This is a genomic window from Zwartia sp. (assembly GCF_049655405.1).
GTDB lineage: Bacteria > Pseudomonadota > Gammaproteobacteria > Burkholderiales > Burkholderiaceae_B > Zwartia.
Map to the genome: position 1 here is coordinate 217,330 of NZ_JBASJR010000016.1, position 15,321 is coordinate 232,650.

A 15,321-nucleotide genomic window follows, 5' to 3' on the forward strand; every position below is an offset into this window, starting at 1 on the left:
TACACCTATAACTTTTGGTTGAATTTTGCCTGAGTGAGCGAGATGGCTAAATCAAACGCAGTCTTGAGTGAGCCAGGATCCGCGACACCACGACCCGCGATATCAAAGGCAGTCCCATGGTCAACGCTGGTCCGAACAAAAGGTAATCCCACTGTCACATTGACCCCCTCATCGACGCCCAAGTATTTGATGGGAATCAATCCTTGATCATGGTACTGTGCGACACAAATATCGAACTCACCCTTGCGCGCCCGCATAAACACAGTATCTCCCGGCCACGGGCCTGTCGCATTGATTCCTTTTGCACGGGCAAGTGCGATGGCAGGCGCAATGATGTCAAGATCTTCGCGACCAAATTTTCCTTGTTCACCTGCGTGAGGATTGAGACCTGCGACAGCGATACGTGGGGAGACAATCCCCATGCCGTGGCACGCTAAAGCGGCAAGCTCAATTGTCCGCAACTCTAGGTCGATTGAAAGAGAGGGGGAGACTTCGGCGAGTGCGATATGGATGGTGGCCAAGATGACGCGCAACTGATCATTGACCAACATCATGGCAACATGAGGGGTCTGTGAGCGCGCGGCAAGAATTTCGGTATGACCTGGAAAGTCAACGCCTGCGGCATGCATGGACTCTTTGTTCAGCGGGGCCGTCACAATGGCGCGTACGCGTCCCGCCATGGCATCCTCAATAGCCATCAGCAGCGCATCGACCGAGGCTTGGCCCGCTTGCGCATTGACCACGCCAAAAGGCAGATCCACAGGCAACGCTGGCGTCGTGGGCCGCACAAACATGCAGCCTGGCTCTTGGTAATGGCCTGTAAGAGGATCATCGGCCTGGAGCACGACGATCTTGACCGATACGTTTAGAAATGCGCACGCACGCTTTAACGCGCCGACATCGCCATACACCACGCAAGGGGCGGAGAGCCCCTGCGCGTGCAACTTAACAATGATCTCGGGACCAATGCCTGCCGCATCCCCTACGGTCATTGCGAGAGGCGTGCGAGAACTGGGCGTAGGAGCTGGCGTGTTCATGTGCGGTGCGATTAGAGGACTTCGCCAGCGTAGTCGGCCAGTCGTGAACGCTCACCGCGCTGCAAGGTGACGTGTCCTGCGTGGGGCCAGCCTTTAAAGCGATCCACTACAAAGGTTAGTCCAGAGCTCCCTTCAGTCAGATAGGGGGTGTCGATTTGGGCGATATTACCCAGACAAATTACCTTGGTGCCTGGGCCTGCACGCGTGATCAAGGTTTTCATTTGCTTGGGCGTCAGGTTTTGCGCTTCATCAATGATCAGATATTTATTTAAAAATGTGCGACCGCGCATAAAGTTTAAAGACTTCACTTTGATGCGTGAGCGAATCAACTCCATGGAGCCGGAGCGGCCCCAGTCGTGCGTCTGACCGCTTGCGATCGAAGATCCACCATCGGTTTCGCCCATCGTCAACACCTCAAGGTTGTCCTCGAGCGCGCCCATCCATGGTTGCATTTTTTCTTCTTCGGTACCGGGCAAAAAGCCGATATCTTCACCGACAGGAACCGTGACGCGCGTCATGATAATCTCGGTATAACGCTTGGTTTCAAGCACTTGAGCAAGGCCGGCCGCGAGTGTCATGAGGGTTTTGCCAGTGCCCGCCTGACCGAGCAAGGACACAAAGTCACAGTCAGGATCCATTAGTAAATTCATCGCAAAATTCTGTTCGCGATTACGCGCAGTGACACCCCAGACATTATTTTTGCCGTGCGTAAAATCGCGCAGGGTGGCCAGCACAGCCGTTTTTCCATTGACTTCTCTGACCTGTGCATACAAGGGCATCGGACCTTCAAAATACACAAATTGATTCACCATAAACTGGTGACACAAAGGTCCTGAAATTCGATAAAAGGTTGTCCCGCCTTGTTGCCAAGACTCAACGCCTTTGCCGTGCTTGTTCCAAAAGTTATCGGGAAGCGCTAGAGTACCGCTGTAGAGCAAATCAGAGTCCTCCAGAACCTGATCATTGAAATAGTCTTCTGCTGAAAGCGAGAGTGTGCGCGCCTTCAGGCGCATGTTGATGTCTTTGGAGACCAACACAACTTCACGATCAGTAAACTTGTCGTGCAGGGCACGCACCACGCTCAGGATCTGGTTGTCGGCTTTACCCATCGGCAAATCGGGCGGCAAGGTGCTTGCCATCGCGGTGGTCTGAAAAAACAAACGTCCGACTGCGTCTTTGTGCCCCAAACCATCCAAGGAAAGCCCGAGATCGAGGTCGCGATGCTCGCCCACAAGTGTATCGAGTGAACGACTCACTTGACGCGCGTTACGTGCGACTTCCGACATGCCTTTCTTTTGATGATCGAGCTCTTCAAGCGTCATCATCGGCAAAAAGACATCGTGCTCTTCAAAGCGAAAGAGGGAGCTTGGATCGTGCAGCAAGACATTCGTGTCGAGTACGAAAAGTTTTCGTAAACCGGTGCCCGAGGTCTTCGCTTTTGAAGCGCCTGATGCGGGCGCTTTAGGTAGTTTTTGACGAGCAGGTGATGCAGCTTTGCTTTTTGTTTTTCCCGAGCTGGATGCCACAGGCTCTTGCTCAGCTGTTTCAGATAAACCAGAAAGATCCAGTGTGATGGATTTTGATGGCTGATCTCGATTGGGTTCGGCTTGAACAGGCGAAGATGTCTGAGCGACTGCCGCAGAGGAGGGCAGAGAGACTTGCGCCGATACACCCATGCTGACAGGGGACGACTCTATTGGTTCGAGCTTAAGGTCTGTGACTTCGAGAATGGCGGCAGGGCGTGTGGGCAGCTTTGGCAACGGCATACTAGAAATCTCCCAGGGGTCGAGCAATGAAATAGCGTGAGGTCAAGACTGTTCAGGTCAGGCTGCGCGCGGCTTGGAGTACCTCTTGGACGTGTCCCGGTACTTTGAGTCCACGCCAGGCTTGTACCAATTTGCCCTCGGCATTGATTAAAAACGTGCTGCGTTCTATGCCACGCACCTGCTTGCCATACATTTGTTTAAGCTTGATTACACCGTATGCGTTGCAGACGCTCTCGTCTGTGTCTGCAAGCAGTGGAAAAGGAAGTTCGAGTTTTTTGGAAAAGTTTTCATGCGATTTCAAGGAATCGCGCGAAACACCAATCACCACACAGCCCATGGCTAAAAACTCATCGTGGCAATCGCGAAAGTCTTGAGTTTCTGTCGTGCAGCCGGGGGTGTTGTCTTTGGGATAGAAATAAAGAATGACGCCTCTTCCTAAACAGCGTTCAAGAGAAATTTCGCCAAAGGTACTTTGGGCTGAAAAGACTGGTGCAGGTTTACCGATCAGGGCAGTGCTCATCAACGTTTCTCCGGTAGTAAGGCTGCAATGACTTGACGGCCTTCGGCCATCAGAATGTTGTAGGTGCGGGCCGCAGCTTCTGTGGTCATGCACTCAACCCCAACGCCCGCGCGCAAAAGTGGCGCGATCACTTTGTGATCCAACATGCGTTGACGCGCACCCATCCCAACCAGTAGCACTTCAGGCTTGGTGCCTTCTACCTCCGGCTGGGGAGGTTGGTCCGAGTCCAAAAAGGCCATGGGATCAATGGGCTTGAGTGTCAGACCCGCAGCTTGTAGAAGCAGCGCAGTAGAGATATCGTCTGGATGCTCGGCGGGCCATTGGTGCACAGGACCTTCCGGACCAAAAGCAATGGCGTGGGCAAAACTTATTTTGTTAATTTCGACGAAGCCATCACCGTACCCGGTGACGGTATTTAGCGCCGCATTTGTGTCAGTATGAAGCTTCAATCAATACTCCAGCAAGTTCAGCCGATGATAGCGCACTCGTTTGTATGCTGTGATGACAACGTTGCGCATCTAGGGGGTTGAAAAGGCTGATTTTTTGACCCCACTCAGCGCGATTTGCGGCATCGGTCCTGATGCGCTAGATTACAGGGTTTTGCTGCGCTGCAAATAAAGCAAAGTTAAGCATTTCTTATATAAGGACTGAAGATGAGGAAGTTTTCTCGCATTGAGCGTCTGCCCCCCTATGTATTCAACATTACTGCAGAGCTCAAAATGGCTGCGCGTCGCCGGGGGGAGGACATCATCGATATGTCGATGGGTAATCCCGATGGTGCAACCCCTCCTCACATTGTGAGCAAGCTGGTCGAGGCATCAGAGCGTCCAACTACCCACGGTTATTCAGTTTCAAAAGGTATTCCACGCTTACGCAAGGCCATCACGGACTGGTATGCACGACGCTTTCAGGTGCAGTTTGATCCGGACTCTGAGGCCATTGTGACCATCGGCTCCAAAGAGGGGCTCGCGCACCTCATGCTGGCCACGCTTGATGCCGGGGATACCGTTTTGGTGCCCAATCCAAGCTACCCTATTCATATTTATGGTGCGGTGATTGCGGGTGCAAACATTCGCTCCGTGCGCATGACACCAGGTACGGATTTTTTTGAAGAGCTCGAACGCGCAGTGCGCGAGTCGATTCCCAAGCCCAAAATGATGATTTTGGGCTTTCCCAGCAATCCAACCGCGCAATGTGTCGATCTCTCTTTCTTTGAAAGAGTCGTCAAACTTGCCCAAGAGCACAACATTATTGTGGTGCATGATTTAGCCTATGCGGATATCTGCTTTGATGGCTATCAAGCACCTTCGATTATGCAAGTACCTGGTGCCAGAGACGTCGCAGTTGAGTTTTTTACGATGAGTAAAAGCTACAACATGGCAGGCTGGCGTATTGGCTTCATGGTCGGAAACGCCGAGTTGGTCAATGCCCTGGCGCGTATCAAGAGTTATCACGACTACGGAACCTTCACGCCGATTCAAGTGGCGGCCATTGCCGCACTCGAGGGCCCACAAGATTGCGTAGCCGAAGTCGTTGAAAAGTATCAGAGTCGTCGAGATGTGCTGGTCAAAGGTTTACATGAGGCCGGCTGGATGGTTGAAAATCCCAAGGCTTCAATGTACATCTGGGCACATATCCCTGAGCCATACCGGGCCGCAGGCTCACTCGAGTTTGCCAAGCGTATCCTCGAAGAAGCCAAAGTTGCTGTTTCTCCCGGCATCGGGTTCGGTGATTATGGTGACGAGTACGTGCGTTTTGCTTTGATTGAAAATGAGCAGCGGACCCGGCAAGCGGTTCGCGGCATAAAAGAAATGTTTCGCAAGGATGGGCTGTTGTAATGGAATCAATCAAGGTCGGTTTATTAGGGCTCGGCGTTGTCGGGGGTGGTACCTGGAAAGTGTTGGCACGCAACGCGGGTGAAATCTCTCGTCGCGCCGGCCGCAATATTGAGGTCACGCGTGTTGCCGTGCGAGATATTGCCAAGGCGCGTGCGTTACTCGGTCAAAAAATCGAGCTTGGTACTGATCCGTTTGCGGTGGTGCGCGATCCCTCCATTGACATCGTGGTCGAGTTGATTGGTGGCGATACGCTCGCACGTGAATTAGTGCTAGAGGCGATTGCCCAGGGCAAGCATGTGGTCACGGCCAACAAAGCCTTGTTGGCCAAGCACGGCACAGAGATTTTTGCAGCAGCCTCTGCCAAAGGCGTGATGGTGGCGTTCGAGGCTGCTGTCGCGGGCGGCATCCCGATCATCAAGGCCATGCGAGAAGGCTTGACGGCCAACCGTATCGAATGGGTGGCGGGCATTATCAACGGCACGACCAATTTCATCTTGTCCGAAATGCGCGCGCGTGGATTACCTTTTGCGACAGTATTGGAACAGGCACAAAAGCTCGGCTACGCCGAGGCGGATCCAACCTTCGATATCGAAGGCGTCGATGCGGCACACAAGCTCACCTTGCTGGCTTCACTGGCCTTTGGCATTCCTGTCCAGTTCGACCGCGCACATATCGAAGGCATCTCCAAACTCGACTCAGTGGACATCAAGCTCGCAGAGCGGTTAGGTTATCGGATCAAGTTACTTGGCATCACCAAACGCCGCTCCAACGGAATTGAATTACGTGTGCATCCCGCGTTGGTGCCGAGCGCCTCTCTGCTCGCCAATGTCGAAGGTGCGATGAATGCTGTCCTCGTGCGCGGCGACGCGGTCGGGCAGACGCTTTATTACGGCAAAGGTGCAGGCGAAGAGCCAACGGCCTCCGCTGTGGTGGCTGATTTGGTCGATGTGACCCGCTTGCATACGGCGGATCCCGAGCATCGTGTCCCGCATTTAGCGTTCCAGCCTGATGCCATGGCAGATACGCCGATCTTGTCGATCGAGGACGTGGTGACCTCATATTATTTACGCATGACCGTGGCCGATCAGCCTGGTGTGTTGGCCGATATCGCCCGGGTATTGGCCGATGCGGGGATCTCGATCGGATCCATGATTCAGCAGCCTTCGGATGCGGATGGCAGTGCAGACCTGATTTTCTTGACCCATCAAGCGCTTGAGCGCAATATCAATTCAGCCATTGCACGCATCGAAGCCCTTGCATTTGTGCGTTCGAGCGTGACCCGTCTAAGAGTGGAAAGTTTGTCATGAAATACGTTTCGACACGTGGGGGAATGAATCCCCTGGAGTTTTCCGATATCTTGCTAGAGGGCTTGGCGCCCGATGGTGGCTTAGCCGTGCCTGAGCGTATCCCTCAGGTATCTGCCCAGACGCTGGAGTCATGGCGTGCCTTGCCTTACCACGCGCTTGCGACTGAGGTGTTGTCTTTGTTTGTCACGGATATTGATCGTGCCACCTTGGCCGCGATGACTGAGGCAGCCTACTGCAAGTCATCATTCAAGACCGAAGCGATCGTGCCTGTTCAGCCTTTGTATGATGGTATGTCTTTATTGAGCTTGTCCGAAGGACCCACGCTGGCCTTCAAAGACATGGCGATGCAGTTTCTGGGTCAAGTGTTTCCACATGTCCTAAAGCAACGTGGCACAACGCTCAATATTTTAGGCGCCACTTCTGGTGATACCGGTTCGGCGGCTGAGTATGCCATGCGTGGCAAAGATGCCGTCGCTGTGTTTATGCTGTCTCCACACGGTCGCATGAGTGCTTTTCAACGTGCGCAGATGTATTCGTTACAGGATGCCAATATTCACAATATCGCTGTAAAAGGCGTGTTTGACGAAGCCCAAGACGTTGTGAAAGCGCTTGCAGGCGATTTGCCCTTCAAGTCCAAGTATCGTCTGGGTGCAGTCAACTCCATCAATTGGGCGCGAATCGCTGCTCAAGTGGTGTACTACTTTCATGGATGGTTGCGTTCGACCTCCGGCCCCGGCCAAGAGGTGTCGTTTACAGTGCCTTCTGGCAATTTTGGCAATATTTTGGCTGGTCATATTGCCCGCTCCATGGGCGTGCCGATTCGTCGCCTAGTGCTGGCGACCAACGAAAACAACGTCCTCGAAGAGTTTTTCCGCACCGGTATTTATCGACCTCGTGCCGCGGCGCAAACCTTTGCGACCTCAAGCCCCTCAATGGATATTTCGCGCGCCTCCAATTTCGAACGTTTTGTTTTCGATCTGGTGGGGCGTGATGCAGAGCGTGTGGCAGGACTTTGGCGTGAGTTGTCGCGCGAGGGATTCTTTGATCTCTCGAGCATGAAGCCCGAATTAGAACGTCGTTATGGCTTTGTGGCGGGTTGCAGTACCCATCAAGATCGTCTCGCGACCATTCGGGCGGTTCATACCCGAACAGGCGTGTTGATTGATCCTCACACCGCTGATGGCGTCAAGGTTGCAGCTGACTTTGTCGAGCCAGGCATTCCAATGCTGGTGCTGGAAACGGCTTTGCCTGCCAAGTTTTCAGAGGTCATCGAAGAGGCACTTGGCATGCCTGCGCCGCTTCCGCCTGGCCTAGAAAATATCGAGTCCTTGCCGCAACGCTTTACCGTGCTGCCTTGCGATGTCGCAAGCGTGCGTGCCTACCTGACTGAACACGCGAGTACCTGACCAAGATGCAGATGCTCACCTCCACGCACTTTTTGGCTGTGGCGCTTGGTGCCACGGCAGGCGCGTGGCTGAGGTGGCTGCTCAGCTTATGGCTGAACCGGCATGCGGATATGTTGCCTTGGGGGACCTTTGCCGCCAACATGCTGGGTGGCTATCTGGTTGGGCTCATTCTTGGGCTAGTAGCGGCCAATCCCGAATGGCCTCAGTTTTGGCGCTTACTGTTGGTCACAGGTTTTCTCGGCGCGTTGACCACCTTTTCGACTTTTTCAGCAGAAGTCATGGGTTTCGTCGAAGAAGGGCGCTTGGGAATGGCGCTGACGTATGCGGGCGCCAGTCTGACAGGCTCTTTGGTGTTAACGTTTCTTGGCTTGCTGACGGCGCAGAGTCTTAGAGGTTAAAAGTATTTTCTAAGAGCTTAGCGGCACTCAAGCCGCTACGCACAGCACCCTCAAGCACGGCAGGATAGCCCGTATCTGTCCAATCACCCGCTAGAACAATGCGAGACCAGGGGCTCCTGTTTGAGGGTCTTGCCAGTCCTGTGACTGCATCAAACGTTGCACGTTTTTCTACAATGAGTCGTTGATGTTTGATCGCTGGCATCGGTTTGAGATGGTCGGGGTGTTTCGCACTTTGCTCACGAATCTGGGTGGCGATGGCCTCTACAAAACGCTCTCTGTCATACTTTAAAAAATCGCTTGCATCGCTGATGACGACTGTGAGCTGTTTGTCATGATCGAGTCGATTAAAGACCCATTGCCCCACATGCCCGCGGGCAGGTTCCTCCTCAAGCATCATCATGGCATGAGGCAATTGCCAGCGATCCTCGAGTTCAAGCGCAAGTGTGGCGATGGCACGATACTCAAAGCCCTTTAAGATTCTGTGTAAAGAAGCCTCCGATTGTTGCTGTGGCGATTGCAATGGCTGTCGATATGCGTCCTCTAGGTGTGATGGCTCAAACAGCACGCGTGCGGCAGCATAGGGCGGTATCGCCACCACGCACGCGTCGAAGTACTCACCATCGACTTCGACTCCTGTGTCTGTCGCGCGCACTTGACGCACGATATGACGATAACGCATCGTGAGGTCCTCCGCAGCAGCGGCGGGCCATAGGGCTGTAAGGTCTACGCGCGGAATCAGGCAGTCGCTGGCATGACGTGGTCCATTCAGGCTGTCACGCAACACATTCAGAAAAAGCTGTGCGCAACTTTTTTCTGTGGGTGTGTTTAGTGCGGCCAAGCACAAAGGTATCCAGAGTTTGAGGCACAACCGATCGGATTGTTGATGGCGTGACAAAAACGCAGAGACTGTTTCGCGCGGTCTGGCGCGCCAGCCTGACAGTCTGCAACGCACCATCATGTTGAGCGCTTTCATGCGGTCCGCAGGTGAAAGACCCCGTGCGCGGATAAGCGCCATCAACGTATTCCAAGGGGCGGGCAGTGCGGGTGCACGGACCCTAAAGGAACCATCCGCGCTTTCTAGATGCAGCGGCTCGCGCAGTATCAGTTGATCAATCTGCTGACTGCCTTGCACCCGTTCGATGAGTGCGAGCGTCTCTGTATAGGCACCTAGCAGTAGATGTTGACCATTGTCGATGCGTCCCATATGGACATCATCCACGCCGCGCGCGCGTCCACCCGTCACGGGTGCAGCTTCAAAGACTGTGACGTGCATACCAAGTTCTTTGAGTGAGACTGCAGCGGCAAGCCCCGCCCAACCCGCGCCAATGACTGCAATATTCAACTTGGATCGCTCGAGCGCTTGATTTGCTTGAGTACAGCGCGACCTGCACCGACAAAGTTTTTCCAGGCTAACCAAAATTTGCGCAGAGGGGTGAGTGAAATACGCTGGTCGAGTACCTGCCACTTTTCGTGTTCGATTTCACCAAGCAAGGCGTGATAAATGGCCGCCATCATCAGGCCTGGTCGTTGCGCGCGTCGATCTGCTTCTGGTAAAGCATCAATCGCTTCGCGATAGAGACCGCGCGCGCGTTGCGCCTCAAAAGCCATCAGGGCAGAAAAGTGATCAGAATATTGACTATTTAAAACATCAGCCGCTCTGACGTTAAATTGTTGCAAATCGCTAATGGGTAAGTAAATTCGCCCGCGACGTGCATCGTCACCGACATCGCGAATAATATTGGTCAGTTGAAAGGCGATGCCAAGCTTGCTCGCATACTTGAGTGTCGCAGGGTCATGGTAGCCAAAGATCCCTGCAGAGAGTTCTCCCACGACGCCTGCAACGTGCCAACAATATTTTTCTAAGCCTGGCCAATCGAGGTAACGCGTTTGATCTAGGTCCATTTCCATACCATCGATAATTGCAAGCAGGCGTGCTTGCGTCATGTCAAACGGTTTTAAATGTGGAGCAAGTGCTTGTGTGACGGGGTGGTCTGGTTTGCCTTCGAACATCGCATCAATTTGGGTGCGCCACCATGCCAACTTAATCCGGGCGATCGAAGTGTCCGTGCATTCGTCCACCACATCATCGACTTCGCGACAAAAGGCATAGAGTGCCGTGATGGCCTGACGCCGCTCGGGAGGCAGAAACAGAAAGGCGTAATAAAAGCTTGAACCGCTTTTGGCTGCTTTTTCTTGACAGTATTCGGTAGGGGTCATTGCATCAGGCTCTAAGGGCTCGCCAGCACATCAATGCCCAATCATGGGCGTGTAATGTTGGACGATGCCGGAAAACATCAAAACGGACATTCTCGATTTTGTCGAGAATTCTTAATCCACCCTCAATGATCAGTCTGAGCTCAAGGCCGATTCTGCCTGTGAGTGTCCGACCAAGCGGTCGACCAGAGTTTAACAAGCCGCGGGCGCGATCGACCTGAAATTGCATCAGTGCGCACCAAGCGGCATCCGCTTGCGCCTGCGCGATGTGACGCTCAGAAACACCAAAGCGCCTTAAATCCTCTTGGGGTAGATAAATGCGCTCTTTTTTCCAGTCAATTGCGACATCTTGTAAAAAATTAATCAGCTGTAGTGCTGAACAGATTGAATCAGACTGGGCCATGGAGACCGCATCCGTCTTCTCATAGAGGTGCAGCATGAGTGTGCCAACGGGATTGGCGGAGCGTTTGCAATAGTCAAGCAGAGAAAAATAGTCCTCGTAACGCGTTTGCGCGATATCTTGGTCGAAAGCGGACAATAAATCTAAAAAAGGCGCGACTGGAAGGGCATGTTGCGCGATGGTCTGTGCCAGAGGCTGAAAAAGGGCTGCGGGCGTGTGGCCTTCGCTGATTGTGAGGATGGCGTCCCGATATATCTGTAAGGCGGCTAAGCGCTCGACAGGTGGGGCATCCCCTTCGTCCGCGAGGTCATCTGCGCCGCGCGCAAACCGATAGATGTCCGTCACCGCTTTGCGCAGGTGCTTGGGCAGCAGCAGGGAAGCCACGGGAAAGTTTTCGTAATGGTCAACGGCCATGTATCAATCACACTCAATGACGTAAAAGCAACGGTCAATTTCAAAGTGTAGTGGTTCACCCCGTCGTGATTGGGGGTTTGGCAGGATATTTTCAGGTCTTTTAGGGTAAGTCCCTGCGTTAGACTAGAGGAATGCGGTGCATCGTGCGCCAGAGACTTTCATGGCCAAAATCAAAACTATCTTTACTTGCTCCGAATGCGGAGGGATCAGCCCAAAATGGTTGGGACAATGCCCGCACTGCCAAGCTTGGAACACACTCGAAGAGACCCGTGATGCGGGTCTGTCGGGACAGGCCGAGCAGCATCGTTACGCGCCGCTAGCTGCCTCTGCTGCCTTACGCAGTTTGTCTGATGTTGAAGCGCTGGAGTTACCCAGGATTTCTACTGGGATTCCAGAGTTTGATCGGGTGTTGGGTGGCGGGCTCGTCGCGGGCGCTGTCGTGTTGATTGGTGGCGATCCCGGTATTGGCAAATCCACGCTCCTGTTACAAGCGCTTGTGGCAATGTCGGGTGAGCAGCGGGTCTTGTACGTGACGGGTGAGGAATCTGCCGAGCAAGTGGCCTTGCGCGCCCGTCGACTGGGCCTCTCGGGTGAGGGCGTTGATTTATTTGCAGAAATTCGTCTTGAGGCGATTCAGTCTGCTCTTTTAGAGCAAAAACCTGCCGTTGCAGTGATTGACTCGATTCAGACCATGTATTCCAGTGAGCTCTCTGCCGCGCCTGGCTCGGTCTCTCAGGTCAAAGAGTGTGCTGCCCAGCTGACCCGGCTGGCCAAACAGGCTGGTATCCCAATTGTCATGATTGGTCACGTCACCAAGGATGGCGCGCTCGCCGGTCCCAGAGTGCTTGAGCACATCGTGGACACGGTGTTGTACTTCGAGGGTGATACGCACTCGTCGTTTCGTCTCATTCGCGCATTTAAAAACCGTTTTGGTGCGGTCAACGAGCTTGGCGTGTTTGCGATGACTGATCGAGGCTTGCGGGGGGTAGCCAACCCCTCAGCATTGTTTTTGTCTCAACACTCCGCGCAGGTCTCTGGCTCTTGTGTAATGGCAACCCAAGAAGGGACTCGCCCATTGCTGGTAGAAATACAAGCACTTGTCGACACGGCGCATGTGCCCAACCCCCGGCGCCTATCGGTGGGGCTGGAGGGCAACCGCTTGGCCATGCTGCTGGCTGTGCTCAATCGTCATGCAGGTGTGTCGACCTCTGATCAGGATGTTTTTGTCAACGCAGTGGGTGGCGTGCGGATTACCGAGCCTGCGGCGGATTTGGCGGTGTTGCTAGCTATTTTGTCCTCATTGAGAGATCGGCCGTTACCAAAGGGCTTGTTTGCGTTTGGTGAAGTTGGCTTAGCGGGCGAAGTGAGACCTGCGCCGCGAGGTCAGGAGCGCTTACGCGAAGCTGCAAAGCTGGGGTTTTCCGTCGCAATTATTCCTAAAGCCAATGCACCGAGACAGCCCATCGAAGGACTTGAAGTGTGGGCAGTGGATCGTTTGCAAGATGCCTTGGACAGGTTGAGAGCATGAACATTTTCAATGTGATTTTTAGGCAGACATGGCGCGATGCAAGGGCGGGGGACTTACGCCTACTTGGTTTAGCCGTGGTGGTTGCTGTGGCAGCGGTGACGAGTGTTGGTTTTTTGGCGGATCGTGTGGGTCGCGCCTTAGAACGTGATGCCGCGCAGATGCTTGGCGCAGATCTTGTGATGGAGTCTGCCAAACCTATTCCCCCAGGCTTTATTGAGCATGCAAAAAATCTAGGCTTACGCACAGCCTTAGGTTGGCAGTTTCCCTCGATGGTGGGATCGGATGGACGTCTGGTGCTGGCCTCTATAAAAGGGGTTGAGGCAGCCTATCCGCTGAGGGGTGGCTTAAGAACTGCGGAGGTGTTGGGTGGGCCAGAACAGCAAACGACGGTCGCACCCGAGGTCGGTCAGGCCTGGGTCGATGCGCAGGTACTGGGTCAGACTGGCTTAAAAATTGGTGAGACGATCAAAGTCGGGGATTTGAGTCTGCAGCTTGCGCGAGTAATTACCTACGAACCTGATCGGGGCGCCCAGTTTGTCAATCTCGCACCACGTGTGATGGTGCGCGCCGAGGATTTGTTACGTTCTGGTTTGATTGCACCGGGCAGTCGAATTGGCTACAACTTTTTAGTCGCAGGCGATTTGCCTGCCGTCGACATTTTCCGTCAATGGCTCAGTGCTGCCATGACTTCGGGTCAAAAAATTGTCACACTCGAAGCGGGTCGACCTGAGATCAGGCGCTCCCTGGACCGCGCGCAGGAGTTTCTCGCACTCGTCGCGATGCTCTCTGTCCTGATTGCCGCTGTGGCGGTCGCACTCGGCGCGAGACGTTTTGGGCAGCGTCACCGCAACAGCGTTGCCGTCATGCGATGCCTCGGGGCGACTCAAGCAAAAGTCACGGCGATCCTCTTGGGTGAGTTCGTGCTGACGGGTTTGCTGGCCTCGCTCTTGGGCTTGGTACTTGGCTGGGGCGGACAGGCACTGATGGTACAAGCTTTAGAGGGGTTGTTGGGTGCAGATCTACCTCTGGCCGGCCTTGAGCCCGCCTTACAAGGTTTATTTGCCGGTCTTTGGCTGTTGCTGGCGTTTGCTTGGCCACCCCTCAATGGGTTGCGTCATGTGCCGCCCTCCCAAATCCTGCGCGCGCAACAAGAGTCGATTCCTCTGCAGAGTGTGATGGGTTATCTGTTGGGTCTTTCTGGCTTTGCGCTGCTGATGTGGTGGGTCGCCAACGATATCAAGCTCGGTATCGGATTGGCGGCAGGCTTTTTTGCTGCGGCTTCACTCTTTGCAGGCTTGGGCATGATCGTGTTGTGGGCCTTGTCCGGTTTGAGAGGCCGTCTGACATCTTTTCCAGTCTTGCGTTTTGCCTTGGCAGGTGTGGTGCGCCGACGTGGCGCGACGATCGCACAAACAAGTGCCCTGGCGGTTGGAATGATGGCGATTCTTTTGCTGACGATTGTCCGCACGGACCTGCTTGCAGGCTGGCAGCGTACGCTTCCCGCGGATGCACCAAATCGTTTTTTGATCAATATCCAGACGGATCAAGTGCCGAGTATTGAAAAAGTGTTGAGCGAAGCTGGGCTGACGCAGGTCAGGCTTTCTCCCATGGTGCGTGGCCGCTTTGTGGCGCTCAATGATCGGGCGGTCTCCGCGGCGGACTATGACGATGCGCGTGCGCAACGGCTGGTCGAGCGTGAGTTTAATTTGTCCTATGCCAATCGTTTAGCGGAACCAGGGCAAATCGTTGCGGGACGTGATCTCAACGCAGACCGACCAGAGGTTTCGCTTGAAATCGGACTCGCCAAGTCACTGGGTCTCAAAGTCGGCGACATGCTCGATTTTGATGTCGCGGGTGAAAAGATTCGTGTCGAAGTCACGAGTCTCAGGCGTGTTGACTGGGACTCGATGCGCGCCAACTTCTTTGCCATCACCACGCCAGCGGCACTCAAGCAAGCCCCTCAAACGTGGATGACAGCATTCTATTTGCCGCCTGACCGTATCACTGTGACACAAGATTTGGTCAAACAATTCCCCAATCTGACTGTTTTTGATGTTGGTGCGATTTTGAGTCAGCTACAAAGTATTCTCGACAAGGTTTCTGTTGCCGTACAGGGTTTGTTTTTGTTTTCTGTGTTTGCAGGTGCCATTGTTTTGGCTGCAGCATTGTCGGCTACACGAGATGAGCGTGTGCGGGAGGCCGCTTTGCTGAGAGCGTTTGGCGCGACGAGACGTCAGCTCGCCAGTGCGCAACGAATTGAACTGCTCGCCGTCGGTGCCTTGGCGGGATTGTTAGCGGCAAGTGGCGCGACGCTTGCCGCCTGGGCCTTATCGCATTGGGTGTTCGAATTCGATATGCGCTTTTCGCTTTGGCCTTGGGCCTTGGGCTTGTCGGTCTGCATGTTGGGCGCATGGTTGGCCGGTGCGCTTGTCCTTAGAGGCGTGTTAAAAACGCCACCACTGGCGATTCTGAGACATCATGCCTAAGCGTCAA

At 54.1% G+C, this 15,321-nt stretch carries 13 protein-coding genes; 6 read left to right on the forward strand and 7 right to left on the reverse strand.

Annotated elements, in window-relative coordinates; all coding sequences use genetic code 11:
- Positions 1-5: 5 nt before the first annotated feature.
- The 4 genes from pdxA to WBJ47_RS15285 are packed head-to-tail and all read right to left on the reverse strand — an operon-like array spanning position 6 to position 3,772.
- Positions 6-1,037 carry a 4-hydroxythreonine-4-phosphate dehydrogenase PdxA gene (gene pdxA / locus WBJ47_RS15270; RefSeq protein WP_422246420.1) on the reverse strand — a complete coding sequence of 344 codons (1,032 nt, stop codon included), beginning with the start codon at positions 1,035-1,037 and terminating at the stop codon, positions 6-8.
- 11 nt (positions 1,038-1,048) lie between these two features.
- Positions 1,049-2,803, reverse strand: a complete 1,755-nt coding sequence (locus WBJ47_RS15275; protein WP_422246422.1) for a PhoH family protein — start codon at positions 2,801-2,803, stop codon at positions 1,049-1,051.
- Positions 2,804-2,855: 52 nt separating this feature from the next.
- Complete coding sequence (locus WBJ47_RS15280; RefSeq protein ID WP_422246423.1) at positions 2,856-3,323, reverse strand: peroxiredoxin; 468 nt, start codon at positions 3,321-3,323, stop codon at positions 2,856-2,858.
- A complete protein-coding gene (locus WBJ47_RS15285; protein ID WP_422246424.1) occupies positions 3,323-3,772 on the reverse strand; it encodes an Mth938-like domain-containing protein in 450 nt (149 codons plus the stop codon). Before WBJ47_RS15285 ends, WBJ47_RS15280 begins: the two co-directional genes overlap by 1 nt.
- Positions 3,773-3,976: 204 nt before the next feature.
- Between WBJ47_RS15285 and alaC the strand changes: the two genes are divergently transcribed.
- From alaC to crcB, 4 genes are read left to right on the forward strand one after another with little or no spacing between them, the layout of a single operon-like run.
- Positions 3,977-5,161 carry an alanine transaminase gene (gene alaC / locus WBJ47_RS15290; protein WP_422246425.1) on the forward strand — a complete coding sequence of 395 codons (1,185 nt, stop codon included), beginning with the start codon at positions 3,977-3,979 and terminating at the stop codon, positions 5,159-5,161.
- Positions 5,161-6,468, forward strand: coding sequence for a homoserine dehydrogenase (locus WBJ47_RS15295; RefSeq protein ID WP_422246426.1), 1,308 nt, complete (start codon positions 5,161-5,163; stop codon positions 6,466-6,468). Before alaC ends, WBJ47_RS15295 begins: the two co-directional genes overlap by 1 nt.
- A complete protein-coding gene (gene thrC / locus WBJ47_RS15300; protein ID WP_422246428.1) occupies positions 6,465-7,874 on the forward strand; it encodes a threonine synthase in 1,410 nt (469 codons plus the stop codon). The genes WBJ47_RS15295 and thrC overlap by 4 nt, the downstream gene beginning before the upstream one ends.
- 11 nt (positions 7,875-7,885) lie before the next feature.
- Positions 7,886-8,272, forward strand: a complete 387-nt coding sequence (gene crcB / locus WBJ47_RS15305) for a fluoride efflux transporter CrcB (RefSeq protein ID WP_422246473.1) — start codon at positions 7,886-7,888, stop codon at positions 8,270-8,272.
- Here crcB and hpnE read toward each other — a convergent pair.
- The 3 genes from hpnE to hpnC are packed head-to-tail and all read right to left on the reverse strand — an operon-like array spanning position 8,262 to position 11,300.
- Positions 8,262-9,614 carry a hydroxysqualene dehydroxylase HpnE gene (gene hpnE / locus WBJ47_RS15310; RefSeq protein ID WP_422246430.1) on the reverse strand — a complete coding sequence of 451 codons (1,353 nt, stop codon included), beginning with the start codon at positions 9,612-9,614 and terminating at the stop codon, positions 8,262-8,264. The two genes, crcB and hpnE, sit on opposite strands and share 11 nt — an antisense overlap.
- Positions 9,611-10,489 (reverse strand): presqualene diphosphate synthase HpnD, encoded by an 879-nt coding sequence (gene hpnD / locus WBJ47_RS15315; protein WP_422246432.1) that lies wholly within the window; start codon positions 10,487-10,489, stop codon positions 9,611-9,613. The genes hpnE and hpnD overlap by 4 nt, the downstream gene beginning before the upstream one ends.
- Before the next feature lie 4 nt (positions 10,490-10,493).
- The gene (gene hpnC / locus WBJ47_RS15320) at positions 10,494-11,300 is read right to left on the reverse strand and encodes a squalene synthase HpnC (protein ID WP_422246434.1); all 807 of its coding nucleotides are present in this window, start codon (positions 11,298-11,300) and stop codon (positions 10,494-10,496) included.
- A gap of 160 nt (positions 11,301-11,460) precedes the next feature.
- Here hpnC and radA point away from each other — a divergent pair, with 160 nt between their 5' ends.
- Both radA and WBJ47_RS15330 read left to right on the forward strand, forming a co-directional pair.
- Positions 11,461-12,828 (forward strand): DNA repair protein RadA, encoded by a 1,368-nt coding sequence (gene radA / locus WBJ47_RS15325; protein WP_422246436.1) that lies wholly within the window; start codon positions 11,461-11,463, stop codon positions 12,826-12,828.
- Complete coding sequence (locus WBJ47_RS15330; RefSeq protein WP_422246438.1) at positions 12,825-15,314, forward strand: ABC transporter permease; 2,490 nt, start codon at positions 12,825-12,827, stop codon at positions 15,312-15,314. The genes radA and WBJ47_RS15330 overlap by 4 nt, the downstream gene beginning before the upstream one ends.
- Positions 15,315-15,321: the final 7 nt, after the last annotated feature.

Coding starts and splice junctions, on each gene's coding strand:
- WBJ47_RS15295 (WP_422246426.1), top strand. CDS start 5,161: ATGGAATCAATCAAGGTCGGTTTATTAGGGCTCGGCGTTGTCGGGGGT.
- crcB (WP_422246473.1), top strand. CDS start 7,886: ATGCTCACCTCCACGCACTTTTTGGCTGTGGCGCTTGGTGCCACGGCA.
- hpnC (WP_422246434.1), bottom strand. CDS start 11,300: ATGGCCGTTGACCATTACGAAAACTTTCCCGTGGCTTCCCTGCTGCTG.
- pdxA (WP_422246420.1), bottom strand. CDS start 1,037: ATGAACACGCCAGCTCCTACGCCCAGTTCTCGCACGCCTCTCGCAATG.
- alaC (WP_422246425.1), top strand. CDS start 3,977: ATGAGGAAGTTTTCTCGCATTGAGCGTCTGCCCCCCTATGTATTCAAC.
- thrC (WP_422246428.1), top strand. CDS start 6,465: ATGAAATACGTTTCGACACGTGGGGGAATGAATCCCCTGGAGTTTTCC.
- WBJ47_RS15330 (WP_422246438.1), top strand. CDS start 12,825: ATGAACATTTTCAATGTGATTTTTAGGCAGACATGGCGCGATGCAAGG.
- WBJ47_RS15280 (WP_422246423.1), bottom strand. CDS start 3,323: ATGAGCACTGCCCTGATCGGTAAACCTGCACCAGTCTTTTCAGCCCAA.
- hpnD (WP_422246432.1), bottom strand. CDS start 10,489: ATGACCCCTACCGAATACTGTCAAGAAAAAGCAGCCAAAAGCGGTTCA.
- radA (WP_422246436.1), top strand. CDS start 11,461: ATGGCCAAAATCAAAACTATCTTTACTTGCTCCGAATGCGGAGGGATC.
- WBJ47_RS15275 (WP_422246422.1), bottom strand. CDS start 2,803: ATGCCGTTGCCAAAGCTGCCCACACGCCCTGCCGCCATTCTCGAAGTC.